Raw genomic sequence first — 17,112 nt, 5'->3', positions numbered from 1 at the left:
GACGGACATGTATCCGAACAGACGAAACAACAAACCGCTTTTGATCACAGGGGTCGTGATGGCGGCGGCCATTGCCGGGCTTGTCACACTGAATTTTATCGTCCGGAAGCCGAAGACACCGGTCGAGACAGAAGCGGCAAAGCACAGCGTTCTGATCTACAAGAGCGCGGACGGCAGCATCGAATATGACAAGAAACTCTTTTCAAAGGAGGATGACGAGAAGCTGATGCTCTCCGTCACTCCGCAGGAAATGGTTGCCCTGGTGGTCCACCCGGTCGAGGGTAAGTATTTCGACGACGTATCGATCAACGCCACCAATGACATTTCTACCAGCTATTCCTACCTGGTGAATGATGCGGATGGCAGCAACAAGAGGATCAACTTTGTCATGCCGGATGAGGATGTCCTGGTGAACCTGAAGTTCTCAGACGAGGAAAAACGGCCGGAGGAGCAGAAAGCTCCGGAGGCATCGACAGAACCGGAGACGATGATGGAGACGCCGGAGACCAATCCCTACAATCTGACGATCCACGGACTGACGGCTTCCATTCTTCAGTCCTACAGCGGACAGTTTGATGATCAGGTATTTCTTCAGCAGCTGGGGGACCAGCTTCACATCAGCTCGGCAATGTCCGAGTATCAGGGAGTGACCGATGTAACATTTTCAGAAGAAGAGTACAAGGGTGAGAAGGATGAGGGTCAGGTTTACCACTATATCTATTTCAACAATGATCCGAGGTGGGAAGCACTTGCTGTGTATTACTCGAAGGAGAAGAAATATCTCTTTACTGAAGTGGAACGGGAAAGTGAGACTTCCCAGAGCGAGACTGCATCCTCATCTTCGGACAATTCGCAGGCAGGAACCGGAACCTCGTCCGGAGGTTCATCGGGAAACTATGGAGGAGGCGGCTACTCAGGCGGATCATCCGGAACTTCCCACGAGGTGACCACTTCCTTTGATATCCTTCAGGTTTCAACGAACCTGATCAAGTTTGCGGGAGGAGAGGATCGATTCTACAGCGCCGCATTTGACTATGTGCTGAAGAGCGGCAAGACCGGGGAACTGGTCGGGACCCTGAGCAGCTACGAGATCCAGCCGAAGCAGAACCGGGCGCTGTTCACGATCGAACTGAATACCGGAGAGACAATCGAAGGAACCTACGACAAGGCTGCTGACTCATTCAAGTTCAGCGGCCTTTAACTTGTAAGGTGACGAGCCGTTAAGCACCGCCCATGCTTGCATGGGAAGGTGCTTATGCGGCGACCGCGGACATCGAGTGTGCATCGCACACGAGATGGAAGCGGCGTAGCCGCAGCGAGTAGTGGAGACGAAGCCGAGCCCACTCGATTAAGGGAGGAACGACCGTATGGACAATAATAAGAGAAATGAAGCTCCGGAGGATTTTTCTCAGGAGCCGGAATACGAAACACATGGCAGAGCGACGGATAAAAGATGGTCAAAGCACTTGTGGCGCAGGAGAGGCTTGAAAGCTGATGAAGCGGGCAGCGGGGAAGAGGACAGCTTCCCGGATGACCAGCGCAAAGTTATCCGGTCCAGGAAGATGGCGACACTTGGCGCTTCCGTCCTCTTTATCCTGGGACTTGCAGTTACGGGAGAACTGGCGAATATGCCGGAGCCGGAAACCAATAATCAGGAAGCTGCTCAGGTGATGAGTGAGCTGAATGCAGCTGAGAACACCAGAACCTATGGCTTGACGGAACCGATTGAGACCGAAGCGGCTGATGCGCAGGCAGTGATTTTCGAAGAAGAGAAGGCGGAACTGATCGGTCAAGGCGAGGATTCCATGAAGGAACAGATCTTCGGAAATGAAGAAGATCAGGGAATCAGTCCTTATCTCACAATCACCGGGATGACCGAAAAGGAGAAGCGGGATTCCGGATTTGTGGAGACAGACTTCCTTCGGGCAGCCGGACTTTTTCTGAAGGATCGCGGGATCAGCACAAAACGGATCATCGTGGAGAGAGAGGTCGAATGCTCACTTCCGAAGGGAATGGCCTTCCAGGGAAGACTGGAGAAAGTAGGTGGTAAAAGCTTCCGCTTCATTCTCTTCCCGGAACTTCCGGGCGAATACATCTTCATGATCGAAGACGAACAGCCGGAAGTACAGGCAGAGACTCTGACGACGGAGTACAGTGCAGATACATCCGGAGGCGGAAGTCAGACGGGAGGTATTCAGGGCCAGACACCTTCTCAGGGTCAGATGCAGAATCAGACGCAGAACCAGCCTCAGAGTCAGGAACGGCCGGAACAGGAAGACGGCTATGACGCAAGGAATATTTCAATCAGCTCCGTCCCGGAGGAACTGCTCAACTACATGGACAACCGTTATGTCTTCCAGTACAGCCTTTATGACTATCTTTTCAGTCATGGCAGAAAGAATGTCACAAGCGCCGAGGTGACGGATTACTCAATCGATGCCGGGACAAGGCAGGCGACCATCCAGCTGAAACTTTCCGACGGATCGAATCTTACCGCAGTCTACAGCAAGAGCAGCGGCAGTTACACATTTTCATAAATCGATGGATTGGATTGAAGTTCAGTAAGGATATCCCTTTGGCGGACATGAAAAACGGGAGGTCTCATGGAAGCGGTGGTAATTCTGACTTGTGACGGATTTAGCGAGATCCTCACTTCGAATCCCGTTTCCGAGTTGAGGAGGCTGAAGATCCTGAGAGCTGTTTTCAAAAGCACGAAGGAATTGGGAGGTGAGCAGGTCTATGCGCTGAAGATGAAAAATGGAGATGCAAGGGACCGGAAGTCACTGAAGATGAAAAGGCGGGCAATGAAAAACTGTAAGGTCCTCGGTCTTAGCGCCGGATGGATCTTTTTTATTGCCCCTTCCCAAAGCCTGATGCAGCTTCTCTCAATCCGGAACCTTCCTCTCCATGAAATGACAGAAACGGAGCTTTGCAGTCTTCTAGGGGGGAAGAGGAGGTGATTTTTCATGAATTTTTTTATTTTTCTGAGGGGCCAGGGGAAATTCCCCTGATCTTCCGGATGTCTGCCAAAGGCGTATCTTGCTCACCTACTCATTATTTTTCTGGAATTTTCTGCGGAAAAATCAAAAAAATACGGAGGAAAAAATCATGACAATATTCGGAATTTATTATCCGGAGCCTGAGGGCTGCCGGACCAACAGGATCACTTTGAGGCTCACGGACAAAGAACAGGAGATGTTGAAGGACGCCGCCTGGAAGTCAAAAATGAGCCAGGCCGCATTTATCCGAAGCAAGGTCTTCGGGTCGAAAGTGCCGGAGCTTCCGGCAGAGGTCAAAGACAGTCTTCATCGCCTCGACTACAGCATCACGAAGATCGGGACGAACATCAATCAGATCGCTCATGTAGCGAACGCGTCCGGATATGTCAGCGGCTATGAAATGCGAAATCTCCGGGAGAGACAGGAGGAGCTGGAGGAGACCTGCAGCAGGATCTTCCGGGAAATTATGAGGGCATACGAGAATGGCGGTCACGAAACTGCTCCGTATTAAGGAGAGAAAGTCGGGGGATCCATCCGGAGGGCTGAAGGCAGCACTGCGCTATATCTGCAATCCGGATAAGGCGACCCTGGTCGGGGGAAATGCGGGGAGCAGTCCGGATCATGCCTATGCGGTCATGAAACGCAACAAGGACTACTGGAACAAAACCGGAGGGAGCGCGGGATTTCACTACGTGATCTCATTTCCGCCAGACTGCAAGGTTGACGCCAGAACGGCTGGATTGGTTGCGGAGGACTTCACACAGGAGCTTCTGGGAGGAAGGTATTACTTCACTTATGCGGTCCACACGGACAAGGATCACATGCATGTGCACATTGTCTTTGATTCGGTCGCGGTCGATGACGGGGTCAAGTACCATTCGCCGAAAGGAGACTGGGAGAAACGGATCCAGCCAATCTCGGATCGGGTCTGCCAGAAGTACGGACTACCTCCTCTTGAATATGGCGAGGCGAGAACGTCTGTTAACCATGGCGAATGGATCCGGAGAAAGGAAAGACGGAAGGAGAAGCATGGCGGTCCGGATACCAGAGATAACTGGGAGACGAAAAAACAGCAGTCGGAGCATCCTTACATCCACAGCTGGTTCGACCTTATGAGGGACGATATCGATGAGGCAATCATGCGAAGTCCATCGTATGGGTCGTTTCTGAGATACATGGAGTCGCTGGGATATACCGTCCGTGACGGAAAGTATCTGTCCTTGAAGCCGGAGGGAAGGGAGCGTGCGGTCCGGACACTTCGGCTGGGCAGAGGTTATTCGAAAGAAGAAATCCAGGAACGGATCGAATTTGTGCGGAGCCATCCGGTCGACCCGGAGGACTTCAGAAGGTATGGAGAGATGGAGACGGTCCGCCGTCTTCTTTTTCTTAAAAAGAGAAAATCCGGCAAGTGGAGGATGACGCCATTCCAGAGAAGCTTTTACCGGAGTTGGAGAAATACCTGTCTGATCCGGAGACCGGGGCCAATGGCGCGGAGGGGTAGCAGATCTGCAGTGCTGCAGCTGGAAGAACTGTCCGATAATCTGCAGTTTCTCATCCGGGAGGATATCCGCTCGGAAGAGGATCTGCGGCAGAAATGGAAAGCGGCTGGAATTGAGCGGAAAGCCGTCCAGTCGGAACTTTCCTCTGTCAGGACCAGGATCTACAGAAGTGGCATCAGCAGAAATGTCCGAAGGTGGAAGGAACTGAAGGAAAAGGCCAGCCGTAGTCCGGAAGAAGAGTCCGAGCTTCTGCAGCTGGGGAAGAAGATTGAAAGGGCAATGCCAATCGAGCGGGCAATTGCTTATGAAGCGGATCTTGAAGCGCAGCAGTCAAGATGCCTGGACCAGATCCGGACACTCAAAAGCAGGGAACGGCTTCTTGCCGGGATAGACCGCCAGCTGATGGAGATGCAACAGGAGAACATTTCTGATCCGGAGACTGGAAGAACCATGGAAAGCAGAAAACCGGGCTCCAGGGAGCAGACCCCGAAGATGGATGCTCAGGCAAGGCAAGAGGAGAACATGAAGAAAGAGGAAGAGGAGGTTATCAGATGAACGAGAAAGAAGTTGAAGGAATTAATTTTGAAGCGGATGAAAATGGACAGGCTGCAGATTCGGTAAAACCAGAGACAGCGACTTCTGATGAGGAAAGGAAGCAGGAGGAACAGATTGCCGGTCCAGTCAAAAGAGGGAGGGGCCGTCCGCCAAAGAACCAGAAATCGGAACAGGCGGAAGCAGCGAATTCAGAAGCCTTTGCCGAAGCTGCTGAGACAATGCAGGGGATACATGTATCAGATTCGAGCGAAGCAGAACAGGAGGATTCTCCTGATCCGCAAAGAACCGATGTCGCATATCAGGAGAAACCACCGGTTCAGGACTTCATCTTGGCCAGCCGGGGCCTGCAGCTTCTGACAGAACTGGTGAGATCGCAGAACCAGTCTCAGGAGAAACTCATCCGGTCACAGACGGAGTTTTCAAGTTCGGTGATGGACCGCATGGATCAGTATCGGATGCAAATCTCAAAGCTGGAGAGTGAAGCAGCGGAAAAGGAAAAGAACAGGCTGCGGGACAGTTATCTGGAAGCTCAGCAGAAAGCGGATGAGCGCATGGAAGAGATCCACCAGCTCAGATCTCAGCTTGATCTTTCAGGGAGAAAGGTACTCAAGCTGAATGTCCGGGTCGAAAAACTGACTGAGGAAAATGAATCCCTCAGACAGCAGATCCAGGCGATGAAGGAGAAAGCAGCTGAAAGAAGCAGAGTCGCTGCTGGAGGCAGAGCAACGGGTAGTGCTACTGGAGAGACAGCTGAAGTAGGAATATCCGAGATGGAAGACTTTGATAATGTTTCGGCTACAGTCTCCGGAGCAGGAGCATTGAATCAGAATATGTCCAGCGCATCCGAAGCAGGAGCACCGGATCAGAATACGTCCAGTGCATCCGGAGCAGAAACATTGGATAAGAATCCGGCTCACCCATCCGGATCTGGGAAAGGGGAAGCATCTTCAGGATTCTGCGGATGGGGCCAGAGGCGAAGAAAGAAATTTCTGGAAAAGGTTTACTGTGACCGCCGCTACAGTGATGAGCAGATTGCGTTGATCCAGGAAGCTGACAAGGCAGGTATCTCTCTTTCCGGTCTGAAAGAACTCTGTGATCCGAAGATCTCACTTGGGAACATGCAGGTGATGCTTTCTTATATGAAGAGGTGAGCGATGGACAAGGAGAAGAAAAACGGAAAGATGCAGACCGCCGCCAGTCATTTCTGCTTAGAGGAAAATCCCGATGTTGTCCCTATCCCCTGCGTGGATTCATTTTTTATCACAGAACTCGTCAGGGCGATGCCAGACGGTGTGATGATGGAGGTGTATTTCGATGGGCGAGACAAACAGAGGACTTGACCTTGTCCGCATCCGTATGATCCCGGACCGGAAACTGGTCTCTCAGACACCCGTCTCTACACCGGAAGAAGCCGTTGACCTGATCACAAGAGAATTCAGCGACCTTGACCGGGAAGTATTCATGATCCTGAACATGACCTGTCATCTTCAGGTTATCAACCTGGATGTCTGCAGCGTCGGGACGCTGAACTATACCGTTGTCCATCCGCGGGATGTCTTCAAGTCCTCTATCCTGTCGAATGCGTCATCAGTTTTGCTGATCCATAACCATCCAAGCGGAGAACTGGAACCATCCAGGGAGGACATCGACCTGACAGAGCGGATGGTAAGCGCCGGAAAAATCCTTGGGATTGAAGTGCTGGATCACCTGATCATTGGGACGAGGGAGAGGGCATATACAAGCCTCAGAGACAGAGGCGTCATGGAATTTCCTGACAGAGACTGGCGGGAACTGGAGCGGGTTGCGGACCGGCAGCCGGAAAATACTTTATGAGGAAGCCGCGGCTATGACGCCGGGGCTTTTACTTTGCCCTGACGTGCGAAGCAGACTGCAGGGAGCAGTATTTCGCACGTGGGGAACATTTACAAGGAGGATTATCTGATGATGAATTTTGAAGACTTTTGCCAGGCGGTTGAGAAGAATGTGGTCCACTATTTGCCGCCTCAGTTTCAGGAAGCGAAGCTGCGCCTTCAGACCAACCGGAAGGTGAATCTTGGAGATATGGTCGGTCTGACCCTTACGATGCCGGGATCCAATATCGGCCCGGTCATCTACCTGAATGAGTATTACCGAATGGTGTCTGACGGGGCGCTGACGATGGGAAGCGCAATGGAGCGCATAGCCGGGCAGGGCACTGAAGCTCTTGAAAATCTCCAGCGCAATCCAATTGGGACATCTGACTTTCAGGATCTGGGCAGCTGGGAAGCTGTGAAGGATAAGGTTCACCTCAGCGCGATCGGCCTTACCAGAAATGAAAAGCTTCTGGAGACTGTTCCGCACAGGGAGATGGGCGATATCGCCTGCACTTACCGGATCTACCTTGCCGGCCCAGGCGGGGCGGACGGCAGCATCCTGATCACGAACAGCATGATGGAGACGTTCGGTGTAAGTGAAAAGCAGCTTTTTGATACGGCTGTGGAGAACACGCTCAAAAATGACAAACCGACCCTCAACAGAATGTCCGATGTATTCGGAAGCTTCACGACGACAGGACGTCCGAGACCGGAGCAGAAGGAGAAACTTGAACGTACAAACCTGCTCAATGATCCTGCTTCACCTTCACGAGAATCTTCCGAAGGCCGGAATTCAGTAGACAGGAAGGAAGAGGAACGGAACTGGTGGGAGGAAGATTCCGAGCCGGATCGTCAGGAAGACTATGAAGAAGACCGTGACGATTTCGATGAGGACTATGACGAGGACTATGAAGAAGAGTACGAGGAAGGCAGGTCACTCTCGGATGAGATCCCGCTTCTTGTCCTTACGACTCAGTCCATGGTTCATGGCGCGGCGGCTGTCTTCATTCCCGAGGTCATGGAACAGATCTCGAAGAAGATGCCGGAAGGATTCTTCATTCTGCCATCTTCCATCCATGAAGTGATGGTTCTTCCCAAGACTCTGGGGGCATCGATCGAAGCACTGGATGAGATGGTCAGTTCGATTAATGAGATGCAGGTCGACCCGGAAGACCAGCTTTCGGATTTTGCCCATGTCTATGATCCGGACCGGAAGATCCTTCTCTGCCCTGGAGCTCCGGAACTGAATAAGGAGAAAACTCCTGAGAAGCAGCAGGAACTCGACACGAATGTTATCCGCTGAGAGAGCAGAGGCCAGGTCGCCACGAACTATACCAATAAACGTCAATGCCATCAGATCCATGAAGTGACCTGGTGGCATTTTACATGAAACAGGAGGAGAAAGGGAATGAACGGACTTACGGAGAAGCAGGCAAGAAGCTGCAGAAAGAGACTGATGACCTATTCCAGAGAGGTATTCATCACCAGCATGATGAATCTTATCTGGGGCTGGTGAGGGGATGCCCGCATGGATGAAGAACTGAAGCGGATTGAGGAAGAGATTCGGAAAGCCAAGGAAAGGCGGCAGGCACTTGAGGACAGAAAAAACAGACGGATGAAGCAGATCCGGGCGAAGCAGGAAAGAGACCGGGCTTTTTGGTTGAAGAAGATGAGCGCGGTTCTCGACAGGACACTTTCAGAGATGAAGGGAAAGACATACTTCTATGAAGTTACTCAGGAGCAGATCGCATATGCGCTGAAGAAGGGTGGGATTCCGGAAACGGTTCCCGGAGATACGCAGAAGAAAGCAGCAAACGAAGCAGCAAAGGCAGGCTCCGGAACCGGAGCTGAAAAGAAGGAGGCAGGCAGATGAATATCAGGGCAGATATGAAACCGATTTTTTCAGATAAGATTCTTGCATCCGGGGACGTATATCTGGATGAGAAGATCGTGATCCACAACGTGAAGGTTATCCAGGCAGACAAGGACGGCAAGACTTATTCCTTTGTTTCATTTCCGGAAAAGCTGAAGGGAGACAAATGGGAGCCGGTCGTCATGATCAAGGACAAGGATCTTCGCAAAGCAATCACGGATACGGTCAATAAGAGTGTGGTTGCGCAGATGAAGGTCGAGAAGGAACCGCTCGACCTGACAGTTGAAGTAAGACTTTACGAAAAGGATGAGACCAGGGGCTACGCCACGGTGAATTACGGCGGTCTTGTGAAGATCGACGGAGTCCGCATTTTTGAGCGGGACGGGGAACTCAGGGTTTCCTATCCATATGAAAAGAATGGTGACCGCTACCAGAACATTGCCGGTCCGGTATCTCCGGGAATCCGGAAGGCAATGACGGAGATGATCGTCAAAGCTTATCAGGACAAGAAGCTGGAGCAGGAAAAGGATATCGGAGATGTTTCAGAGGAGGCTCCGGTCCCGGATGGCAGAAGCCTGTAAGAAATGGAGCTGCAGCTCCTGGAAAGGAGGAATATAGATGAGTGAAGTCGCGGACGCTACCCAGATCGTGGTCGTGGCAGGCAAGGCAATTTACCTTCTCGGGAAGATCAGTCTGAAAGCGGCGATTCAGTTTGCAAAGCTGATCAATACGATCCGTCTTTCGAAATGGAAGGGGAAGGCACGTCTTGGCAGGCTGCGGGCGATCAAGGGCGACGACATGATGTATGTGAACGTTGGGAGTGAGGACAAAAAGGAACTGAAGAAGATCCAGAAGGAAATGAAGCAGCATGGGATCCTGTTTGCGAAGATGCCGGATCTTTGCGGAGGGGACGGCCGTACCCAATACGCCATTGCTGTTTCGGATGCTCCCAAGGTGAGAGCTCTTCTGATCGACCATGCGATGGGGCCTTATAAGGACACTTATCTGGGGATGCTCAGTGAGAGGGATTATCTCTCGACAGCCTTTAACAGAAACGGGGAACTGACACCTGAAGCGCAGGACCTGTCAAAGTCAGTGTCGGACCCATTTACCGAAAAGAAGGAGAGGACTTCGGAGAAAACAGTACAGTATTCCAGAGATATGGGTACTCCCGAGCAGCAGGTGGCAGACCTGAAGGAAGCATTCGGAGATGTGAGAGTCCGTCTCCGTGATCTAGACTGCCAGGGGCTTCAGCAGCAGTACCAGTGGATCAGCGGGCCGCCAATCGAGATAAGGGAGAACTTCGCCGAGTACCGGATCGACCAGAACCGGACGGTGTTCATTCCTGTTAAGGATGCGGTGCTGCCGGGCAAGGGACTCAGTGAAAAGAGTCTTGGCGCGGCCCTTTTCCGCGACAGGGCTTATGCAGTCACAGACTTTCGGACAGCCACTTTCCAGACACTGGCAGGGCCGGTTGTAATCGGGCTGGTAAAAGAAGCTGCCTTGAATCGGAATTCCGGGCAGGCAACGGTCGGGTCCAGGGAGATGACCCGCGAGCAGACTCGTGATCAGAATCACGATCAGACACTAGGAGAGGGTCATGGAGGTCTTGAAGGACCGACCAGTGCGCTGGAGAATCTGAGCAGTCTGCTGAACAGTGGCGCGAAGCAGGAGCCATCGCCCTTTGAGAAGAAGCTGTGAGGAGGGAGGGTGAAAGAACATGCAGAATCCCAAACGGAAACTGAACGTGATTTTCTTTCTCTGCTTTCTTCCCGCAGCGGTCTACCTCGGTTACTGCATCGGGCTCATGTACGGAAATGAGGTTACGCTGGATAATCTGAAACCGCTTTTGTTTCACTATCTGCTTCACTCATTTCCGCTGCGGGTCACTCCATGGACTTGGAAAGCCATCCTGATCTGCGGGATTATATGGTTTGTCATTTTCCTAAGAGTAACTTCAATGGATCGGGATGTGAAGCCGGGAACAGAGTACGGGACAGCCAGCTTCGGCACCTGCAAGGAGGTAAATAAAAAACTGGCTGATCCGGATCCTGCCAACAACAAAATACTGTCCCAGAACCTGCGAATCAGTCTGGATACGCATAGAACCGGACTCAACAATAATGTCATCATTATCGGCGGTTCCGGCGCAGGCAAGAGCTTCCGACTGATTATGCCCAATATCCTGGCCGGGGCTCGAAGTTCCCTGGTGATCACAGACCCGAAATCTGAACTCAGGAGAGCACTTGCCAACAGTCTTGAGATGGAAGGTTACCGTATCGTTTCCTTCAACCTGGTCGATATGGACGATTCGGATGGGTACAATCCCTTCGCCTATATCCGCTCGGACAATGACATCATCAAGCTGGTCACCAACATGATGAATAACACCAGACCCAAGGACGCAAAGGGCGGGGACCCATTCTGGGACTCCGCCCTTTCCCTATACCTGCAGGCCATCATGTCCTATGTCTGGTACGAATGTCCAAAGCATGGGAAGCCGGCGACGATCCGCGAGATGATGGATCTGCTGAACAAAGCGAAGGTGGCGGAGAAAGCAGGAGACCTGTCGGAACTGGATCAGATGATGGAAGTCCTTCCCGATGACCATCCGGCAAGGGTGGCATACCTGAAGGTACGGAGCGGAGCCAAGGACACGATCCGGTCCATCATCATTTCCGCCCATGCGAGACTTGCCTATCTGCAGAACCCAAAGATACTGAAGATCCTGGACCATGATGATATTGATATCCGCGCAATCGGAGAAGGAGTCTATGAGAACCCGGACCGAAAGACGGCTCTGTTCTGCATCATTCCGGACAATGACAAGTCCTACAGCTTCTTGATTGGCCTCCTCTACACCCAGATCTTTCAGGAACTGTACTATATCGCAGACTTCAAATATGGCGGATCGCTGCCAATCCATGTGGCATTCTGGATGGACGAATTCGCGAATACGCCGCTTCCGGACGGCTTCACGGAGATCATTTCCACCATGCGAAGCAGGAACATGTCCGCCAACATCATCCTTCAGAACCGCGCGCAGCTGCAGGCCCTGTTCAAGGACACCTGGCAAGCCATCATCGGCAACTGTGATACCATGATCTACCTTGGCGGAAATGAACCTGAGACTCATAAGTACATGACGGAGATGCTGGGCAAGTATACACTTGGCAAACGTTCGTCCAGTGAGTCTTTGGGGAGCAAGGGGTCGGCCAGCAGCAACTTTGATGTGGTCGGCCGCGAGCTGATGACGCCGGATGAGGTCCGAAGGATGGACAACGAGAAGGAGCTGGTTTTCATCCGCGGCTGCAATCCGATCATGGACGACAAGTTTCATACGCTTGAGCTGCCGGAGTTCATTGCATCGTCGGCGCTGGGATCATATGTGAGCGAGAGGAAACGGAAGTCACAGGAAGAGAAGGACGAGATTCATTTCTATATCGATGCGGAAGGGGAAGATGCCGACTGCGAGTCCTATTTCTACCAGATCGAGCAGTACATGGGAGTATTCCGGGAGTCCAGGATATTCGATAAGCTTGAGAACCTTGAAGGAAGATATCTGGCAGGGACTCAGATGCTGGGCTCTTTCCTTCACAAGTATTCAAATGGTCAGGTGGAAGCATATCCTGTTTTCTCGCTTGAGAATCCAGATCGTGTGTATGCAGGCGGCCAGCAGCTGATCCGCTATCCGATCTGTGGCTTTCTGGAGGATGGGAAGATCACGCTTGGAAAAGAAGAGGAATGGGGGGAACTGTTTCAGAAGGGGAATGAAGTGATGAATGTAACAGAACCGGACCTTTAACCTCAGGTATGAAAAGGCTGCAGGTAACAAGTTGTTATATGGGAACCGGATCACTTAAGGTGCATCCAGGAAGCTCAGATAAGCGCAGGAGGAATCAAGATGAGAGGAAGAAAGAAAAAGAATATTATCGACCGCAGCAGTATGAAAGACTTCAACACGATCAGAGAGACGGCATTTATCACTGGCTTGTCAGAAAAGTACCTGCGAAGGCTGCAGAAGGAGGATAAGCTTCCAGGGGTATACAGTGGCACCCGCTTTCTGGTGAATTACGCCGCACTGATAAAGAGCCTGAACCCACCTGAACCCGAAAAGGTGGAGGAACTTAGTGTTGGCAGATAATGGCAGCCTCCGGAGTTCATCCTCCGGAGGCCCCTATCGTAAGAATAGGAGGAGGGACAGTCGTGAATAATCTTCAGTATCTTACAGAGAAGGACTTCGAATATTTCAGAAACAAGCAGAAAGACGGAGACCCAGTGCGGATCATTTATCTTGATCCGGAAACTCTGGACAAGATCAGCTTTGATGATATCGACAGGATGGAGAAAGAGGCAAGGGACAAGAACGGAGAACAGCCAACGGCGGAGGAGATGGAACAGTGGCTGAAAGATCGTGGAGCCGTCATGGATGCGAAAAAAGCGGAGGAGAAAGCAAAAGCGGAAAAGCAGGCTGCACAGAAGGTTGAACAGGAGAAAGCAGCCGGGAAAAAGACTGACAAGCAGAAGGGTACCGGGACTACCGCGGACGCATCGAAACGCATTCTGGATATCATCAAAGAAGGAAAGCTGAGCGCAGGCCAGATCAACATTATCGTCCAGGCAATCAAGGACGGTTTTACCGCAGACGAGCTGGAATACCTCTATTCTCTGACGATGGACAGTGAACAGATGACCCGGGAATATGAACGGATCAGGAAGGAGAAGACAGATGGCAAAGGATAAGGATATCCGGGAAGAGCTTGCAGAAAAGTACGGCATCACCGACGAAGGGGATATCGTACAGCTGACCGATCTGGAGATGCGGGAGGAAGTCCTTCCGGGGAAGCGGACTGAGAAGTCTGAATGATGAAATGTTTCATTGAGAGCCGATAGCACAGGTGATATATTGGGTTCGAAGATTGTTCTTGTTACGGAGGAATATACATGCCGGCAAATTGGGAAGAGATAAAGGACGATTACAAAAAAGCACGGGATTGCTTATGGGGGCCGAAACATGGTAACTGGGGGCGTGACGAACGAAACGGTTATTACTATATGTGGAAAGCATACCATGAAGCGTATGAAGCAGAGGAAAAACACCCTCTTTGGTATGGGAGAATACTTGCCATGATGGCATCTGAGAACCGTTATAAGGAAAACCCATATTTTATCCTTCACAGATATGTTGAACCGGCATTAGAGCAGTTCAGGCTTTGCAATGATGAAACCAGGCAACCTTCTCAGAAAGAAGTCGGCATTATCCAGGACATGTATGATGATCTGACTTATAGTTTCAGCTGGAGGGAATCCGATAATTATCAATACGAGAAGATGGTTGGCTTTATTGAAAACAATCAGGCCTTGGGAGATTTTTATTTTCATGATAGCAAAGTGATTTCTTTCAGACATGATATGAACAGTGCAGAGCTTGTTCTTTCTCTGGATGGAACTACCGTGACATTTGGCTTTTATGGTGTTTCTTCTGTGTCCGTTGAAGGTGTAGATCCCGAGATAACCTATCTGTCTGACTTCTACTGCTACCCAGTGAGATTAAACAGCAGTATGCTGTATTTCGATGTCGAGTTTTACAAGATTTATTGCAGGACAATAAAAGTGTTATCAGTCGTTCAGAGCATGTGAAAGGGATTCAGTAGGGTTAACGATTATGGATGCAGTCGAGTGTATCAAGACAAGAAGGAGTGTTCGGAAGTATCTGGACCGGGAGATTGACAGGGAGACGATGAATCAGATCCTGGATTCAGTGAGATATGCGCCGTCCTGGAAAAATACTCAGGTTGTCCGTTACAGTATGGTAACTGACAAAGAGCGAATCAATGCAATCGCTGATGCGGTACTTGGATACACATATAACACCAAGACTATACAGCGCGCACAGGTTTTGGCTGTCCAGTCGGTAGTAAAAGGAGTCAGCGGATATGAGCAGGATGGTTCATTTTCGACCGATAAGGGATCCGGCTGGCAGATGTATGACGCGGGAATCTCTGCCCAAACATTCTGTCTGGCTGCACATAGCTTCGGAATCGGAACTGTAATCATGGGTGTCGTAGACGATGTGAAGATCCATGAGATCTTGGATCTTCCGGACGATGAGATGGTAACGTCGGTTATTGCCATGGGGTATCCGGTAGAGGACAAGCCTGCTCCAAAGCGCAAGGAAGTAGAAGAGATTGCACGGTTTATCTGAACTTTTGCTGAATATTTCCTGAGGTAATGACTAAAGATGGGAAACCAGGCTGACTGCATCACAACACATTCCGGGATCCATATGAATCCGCTGGATCCGAAACCGGAAGATTTCCGGATCGAGGACATTGCGCATGCCCTGCCACTGATCTGCCGCGGAAATGGTCATGTGAAGACTTTTTTCTCCGTGGGCCAGCATTGCATCAACTGTGCGCGGGAGGCGGATGCCCTGTCTCTCCCGGACCGGATGATCCTGGCCTGCCTGCTTCACGATGCTTCCGAATGCTATATGTCGGATGTTCCGAGACCTTTCAAGAGAAACCTTCCGGAATATCGGGTGGCGGAGGACCACTTGCTTTCAGTTTTGTATACAAAATTCCTTGGATCGGATCTGACAGAGGAAGAGTACCGGAAGATGAAGCACATTGATAACGCTATGCTCTGGTACGACATGCATGAACTCCTGAATGAGGACATCGGACCGAAGCCGGAGATACATATCGAAATCTCCTACGAATGGAGACCATTTCAGGAAGTAGAGAAGGAGTATCTGGAGATCTATCGTTCAAGGGAAATTTGATATGGGTAGAGCAACTCATTGGTGAAAGGTGGGAAAGATTGTCATGAAACCGATAGTAAGAAGGCTGATTACACTGGTGTGCGGTTTTGGGATAGCTTTGTTATTCATGGCGGCAGCCATATATTTCGGATATTCGAATGCTTATCGCCGGGGTACGGAAACTTCAGAAGTATATATGTTTGGCCTGAATATCTATCATTTGGTTCTATCAGGAGAAAAATATATAGGGACTTCAAATGGGCCTGCCATGGGTGGAGTCTCTGCTATCGTCATGGCTGTCGTATTTGCAGTTGAAGAAATTATTTTCAAACTCCGAAAACACTAATACGCTCCAGCTATCTCAAAGTGAAGGACATTAAAACTGAATAGTTGCGCAGCGCCTCTGGGAGATTGATTACCTGGAGGCTTTTTCATGCCCAGAAGGGAGGAAGAGAATGCCGGGTGCATTTGAAATTGTGATGGATGAACGGAAAGCCCTGGTGGACAAGATCATTGGGATGATGAAACAGGGCTATTTCTTCAATAAAGAGGAATGGGACAGGGCGTCACTCCGGCCGCAGAATCCGCTGTCGAAGGTGCAGTACAAGGGCGGCAACCGGCTGCGGCTGATGGCGATGGTCGTCGAGCATGGCTATAAGGACCCGCGGTGGGCGACCGCCAGACAGTACTCGGAGAAGGGTTATTTCATCAAGAAAGGGGAGCATGGCGTTCTCTGTGAGAAATGGATCTTCGAAAAACAGAAGAAAGTGAAGGATCAGAACGGAAATGTGACATTTGAGACCGTGCAGCTGGACAGGCCGCAGGTCTCTTTTTTTCGGGTATTCAACGCCGAACAGGTGCAGGATTTCCCGGGTTTCGGCCGAAATGAGTGTCCGGAACCGGAAATCGATACGGTCGTAGACCGGATCATCGATACAAGCGAGTGCCCGATTCACGAGATTGCGCAGGACAGGTCCTTCTATAGCCCATCCTTGGATGAAATCTATCTGCCGCTCCGAAGCCAGTTCAAGGATCAGACCAGCTTCGCAAAGACACTTCTGCATGAACTCGCTCATATGACCGGGGCGGCATCGAGACTGAATCGAAAGTTCGGAGGACCATTTGGATCCGAAGGCTATGCGAAGGAGGAACTCCGGGCGGAGATCGGAGCACTCTTCACGGAAACAGATCTGGGGATTCCGCTGTCTGGAGAACATTACGAAGACCATTCAGATTATCTGCGTTCCTGGATCAGTGTCATCCAGAACGACTACAACGAATTCTTCCGGGCCTGCGCCGATGCGGAAAAGATATCGGACCGACTGGTGAGCAACTACGCGAAGAAATATGAACTGCCATTTGCAGAACTGACAGAAGTGCCTGTCAGGGAGCATGCAGAGGAGAAACAGGAACCAGTAAGAACAGAGGAACAGATCAGATAATACAGGGAGGGCATGAGATATGAGGACAAACAAAAAGAAGAACACATTCGACAGAAGCTCCATGAAGGATTTCAACACAATCAGGGAAACGGCGATCATTACCGGCCTGTCGGAGAAGTATCTGCGGA

Annotated in this window: 21 protein-coding genes; all 21 read left to right on the top strand. The window is 50.9% G+C overall.

Annotation, left to right across the window (positions count from 1 at the left end; translation table 11 throughout):
* Positions 1 to 7 precede the first annotated feature (7 nt).
* Positions 8 to 1,201 carry a hypothetical protein gene (locus FYJ35_RS02225; RefSeq protein ID WP_154522552.1) on the top strand — a complete coding sequence of 398 codons (1,194 nt, stop codon included), beginning with the start codon at positions 8 to 10 and terminating at the stop codon, positions 1,199 to 1,201.
* A gap of 166 nt (positions 1,202 to 1,367) precedes the next feature.
* On the top strand, positions 1,368 to 2,537 hold the full coding sequence (locus tag FYJ35_RS02220) for a hypothetical protein (protein ID WP_154522549.1): 1,170 nt from the start codon (positions 1,368 to 1,370) through the stop codon (positions 2,535 to 2,537).
* Positions 2,538 to 2,603: 66 nt separating this feature from the next.
* On the top strand, positions 2,604 to 2,960 hold the full coding sequence (locus FYJ35_RS02215; protein ID WP_154522546.1) for a hypothetical protein: 357 nt from the start codon (positions 2,604 to 2,606) through the stop codon (positions 2,958 to 2,960).
* A gap of 148 nt (positions 2,961 to 3,108) precedes the next feature.
* Entirely contained in the window at positions 3,109 to 3,510 is a 402-nt protein-coding gene (mobC, locus tag FYJ35_RS02210; RefSeq protein ID WP_154522543.1) for a plasmid mobilization relaxosome protein MobC, read from the top strand.
* Positions 3,482 to 5,053, top strand: coding sequence for a relaxase/mobilization nuclease domain-containing protein (locus FYJ35_RS02205; RefSeq protein ID WP_154522540.1), 1,572 nt, complete (start codon positions 3,482 to 3,484; stop codon positions 5,051 to 5,053). Before mobC ends, FYJ35_RS02205 begins: the two co-directional genes overlap by 29 nt.
* A complete protein-coding gene (locus tag FYJ35_RS02200) occupies positions 5,050 to 6,204 on the top strand; it encodes a hypothetical protein (protein ID WP_154522537.1) in 1,155 nt (384 codons plus the stop codon). Before FYJ35_RS02205 ends, FYJ35_RS02200 begins: the two co-directional genes overlap by 4 nt.
* Positions 6,205 to 6,207: 3 nt before the next feature.
* The gene (locus FYJ35_RS02195) at positions 6,208 to 6,393 is read left to right on the top strand and encodes a hypothetical protein (protein WP_154522534.1); all 186 of its coding nucleotides are present in this window, start codon (positions 6,208 to 6,210) and stop codon (positions 6,391 to 6,393) included.
* Positions 6,368 to 6,886 carry a JAB domain-containing protein gene (locus FYJ35_RS02190; protein WP_154522531.1) on the top strand — a complete coding sequence of 173 codons (519 nt, stop codon included), beginning with the start codon at positions 6,368 to 6,370 and terminating at the stop codon, positions 6,884 to 6,886. The genes FYJ35_RS02195 and FYJ35_RS02190 overlap by 26 nt, the downstream gene beginning before the upstream one ends.
* Positions 6,887 to 6,994: 108 nt before the next feature.
* Entirely contained in the window at positions 6,995 to 8,209 is a 1,215-nt protein-coding gene (locus FYJ35_RS02185) for a DUF5688 family protein (protein WP_154522528.1), read from the top strand.
* Positions 8,210 to 8,434: 225 nt separating this feature from the next.
* A complete protein-coding gene (locus FYJ35_RS02180; protein ID WP_154522525.1) occupies positions 8,435 to 8,779 on the top strand; it encodes a hypothetical protein in 345 nt (114 codons plus the stop codon).
* Complete coding sequence (locus FYJ35_RS02175; protein ID WP_154522522.1) at positions 8,776 to 9,360, top strand: septation protein SpoVG family protein; 585 nt, start codon at positions 8,776 to 8,778, stop codon at positions 9,358 to 9,360. Before FYJ35_RS02180 ends, FYJ35_RS02175 begins: the two co-directional genes overlap by 4 nt.
* 37 nt (positions 9,361 to 9,397) lie before the next feature.
* Positions 9,398 to 10,480 carry a DUF3801 domain-containing protein gene (locus tag FYJ35_RS02170; RefSeq protein ID WP_154522519.1) on the top strand — a complete coding sequence of 361 codons (1,083 nt, stop codon included), beginning with the start codon at positions 9,398 to 9,400 and terminating at the stop codon, positions 10,478 to 10,480.
* A 19-nt stretch (positions 10,481 to 10,499) separates the two neighbouring features.
* A complete protein-coding gene (locus tag FYJ35_RS02165; RefSeq protein ID WP_154522516.1) occupies positions 10,500 to 12,584 on the top strand; it encodes a VirD4-like conjugal transfer protein, CD1115 family in 2,085 nt (694 codons plus the stop codon).
* A gap of 99 nt (positions 12,585 to 12,683) precedes the next feature.
* A complete protein-coding gene (locus FYJ35_RS02160; protein ID WP_154522513.1) occupies positions 12,684 to 12,923 on the top strand; it encodes a hypothetical protein in 240 nt (79 codons plus the stop codon).
* Positions 12,924 to 12,985: 62 nt separating this feature from the next.
* The gene (locus tag FYJ35_RS02155) at positions 12,986 to 13,522 is read left to right on the top strand and encodes a hypothetical protein (protein ID WP_154522510.1); all 537 of its coding nucleotides are present in this window, start codon (positions 12,986 to 12,988) and stop codon (positions 13,520 to 13,522) included.
* Positions 13,509 to 13,646 carry a hypothetical protein gene (locus FYJ35_RS02150; RefSeq protein WP_154522507.1) on the top strand — a complete coding sequence of 46 codons (138 nt, stop codon included), beginning with the start codon at positions 13,509 to 13,511 and terminating at the stop codon, positions 13,644 to 13,646. The genes FYJ35_RS02155 and FYJ35_RS02150 overlap by 14 nt, the downstream gene beginning before the upstream one ends.
* Before the next feature lie 77 nt (positions 13,647 to 13,723).
* On the top strand, positions 13,724 to 14,419 hold the full coding sequence (locus FYJ35_RS02145) for a hypothetical protein (RefSeq protein WP_154522504.1): 696 nt from the start codon (positions 13,724 to 13,726) through the stop codon (positions 14,417 to 14,419).
* 25 nt (positions 14,420 to 14,444) lie between these two features.
* Positions 14,445 to 14,984 carry a nitroreductase family protein gene (locus tag FYJ35_RS02140; protein WP_154522501.1) on the top strand — a complete coding sequence of 180 codons (540 nt, stop codon included), beginning with the start codon at positions 14,445 to 14,447 and terminating at the stop codon, positions 14,982 to 14,984.
* Between the two features lie 36 nt (positions 14,985 to 15,020).
* Positions 15,021 to 15,563 carry an HD domain-containing protein gene (locus tag FYJ35_RS02135; protein ID WP_154522498.1) on the top strand — a complete coding sequence of 181 codons (543 nt, stop codon included), beginning with the start codon at positions 15,021 to 15,023 and terminating at the stop codon, positions 15,561 to 15,563.
* A gap of 43 nt (positions 15,564 to 15,606) precedes the next feature.
* Complete coding sequence (locus FYJ35_RS02130; RefSeq protein WP_154522495.1) at positions 15,607 to 15,888, top strand: LlsX family protein; 282 nt, start codon at positions 15,607 to 15,609, stop codon at positions 15,886 to 15,888.
* Between the two features lie 109 nt (positions 15,889 to 15,997).
* Positions 15,998 to 16,984, top strand: a complete 987-nt coding sequence (locus tag FYJ35_RS02125) for an ArdC family protein (RefSeq protein ID WP_154522493.1) — start codon at positions 15,998 to 16,000, stop codon at positions 16,982 to 16,984.
* The last annotated feature ends 128 nt before the right edge of the window (positions 16,985 to 17,112 follow it).

Origin of the sequence: Porcincola intestinalis (assembly GCF_009696445.1) — a bacterium.
GTDB lineage: Bacteria > Bacillota > Clostridia > Lachnospirales > Lachnospiraceae > Porcincola > Porcincola intestinalis.
The sequence above is the reverse complement of the archived record's forward strand: the minus strand, read 5'-3'. Positions and strand labels throughout refer to the sequence as shown.

Coding starts and splice junctions, on each gene's coding strand:
- FYJ35_RS02225 (WP_154522552.1), top strand. CDS start 8: ATGTATCCGAACAGACGAAACAACAAACCGCTTTTGATCACAGGGGTC.
- FYJ35_RS02220 (WP_154522549.1), top strand. CDS start 1,368: ATGGACAATAATAAGAGAAATGAAGCTCCGGAGGATTTTTCTCAGGAG.
- FYJ35_RS02215 (WP_154522546.1), top strand. CDS start 2,604: ATGGAAGCGGTGGTAATTCTGACTTGTGACGGATTTAGCGAGATCCTC.
- mobC (WP_154522543.1), top strand. CDS start 3,109: ATGACAATATTCGGAATTTATTATCCGGAGCCTGAGGGCTGCCGGACC.
- FYJ35_RS02205 (WP_154522540.1), top strand. CDS start 3,482: ATGGCGGTCACGAAACTGCTCCGTATTAAGGAGAGAAAGTCGGGGGAT.
- FYJ35_RS02200 (WP_154522537.1), top strand. CDS start 5,050: ATGAACGAGAAAGAAGTTGAAGGAATTAATTTTGAAGCGGATGAAAAT.
- FYJ35_RS02195 (WP_154522534.1), top strand. CDS start 6,208: ATGGACAAGGAGAAGAAAAACGGAAAGATGCAGACCGCCGCCAGTCAT.
- FYJ35_RS02190 (WP_154522531.1), top strand. CDS start 6,368: ATGGGCGAGACAAACAGAGGACTTGACCTTGTCCGCATCCGTATGATC.
- FYJ35_RS02185 (WP_154522528.1), top strand. CDS start 6,995: ATGATGAATTTTGAAGACTTTTGCCAGGCGGTTGAGAAGAATGTGGTC.
- FYJ35_RS02180 (WP_154522525.1), top strand. CDS start 8,435: ATGGATGAAGAACTGAAGCGGATTGAGGAAGAGATTCGGAAAGCCAAG.
- FYJ35_RS02175 (WP_154522522.1), top strand. CDS start 8,776: ATGAATATCAGGGCAGATATGAAACCGATTTTTTCAGATAAGATTCTT.
- FYJ35_RS02170 (WP_154522519.1), top strand. CDS start 9,398: ATGAGTGAAGTCGCGGACGCTACCCAGATCGTGGTCGTGGCAGGCAAG.
- FYJ35_RS02165 (WP_154522516.1), top strand. CDS start 10,500: ATGCAGAATCCCAAACGGAAACTGAACGTGATTTTCTTTCTCTGCTTT.
- FYJ35_RS02160 (WP_154522513.1), top strand. CDS start 12,684: ATGAGAGGAAGAAAGAAAAAGAATATTATCGACCGCAGCAGTATGAAA.
- FYJ35_RS02150 (WP_154522507.1), top strand. CDS start 13,509: ATGGCAAAGGATAAGGATATCCGGGAAGAGCTTGCAGAAAAGTACGGC.
- FYJ35_RS02145 (WP_154522504.1), top strand. CDS start 13,724: ATGCCGGCAAATTGGGAAGAGATAAAGGACGATTACAAAAAAGCACGG.
- FYJ35_RS02140 (WP_154522501.1), top strand. CDS start 14,445: ATGGATGCAGTCGAGTGTATCAAGACAAGAAGGAGTGTTCGGAAGTAT.
- FYJ35_RS02135 (WP_154522498.1), top strand. CDS start 15,021: ATGGGAAACCAGGCTGACTGCATCACAACACATTCCGGGATCCATATG.
- FYJ35_RS02130 (WP_154522495.1), top strand. CDS start 15,607: ATGAAACCGATAGTAAGAAGGCTGATTACACTGGTGTGCGGTTTTGGG.
- FYJ35_RS02125 (WP_154522493.1), top strand. CDS start 15,998: ATGCCGGGTGCATTTGAAATTGTGATGGATGAACGGAAAGCCCTGGTG.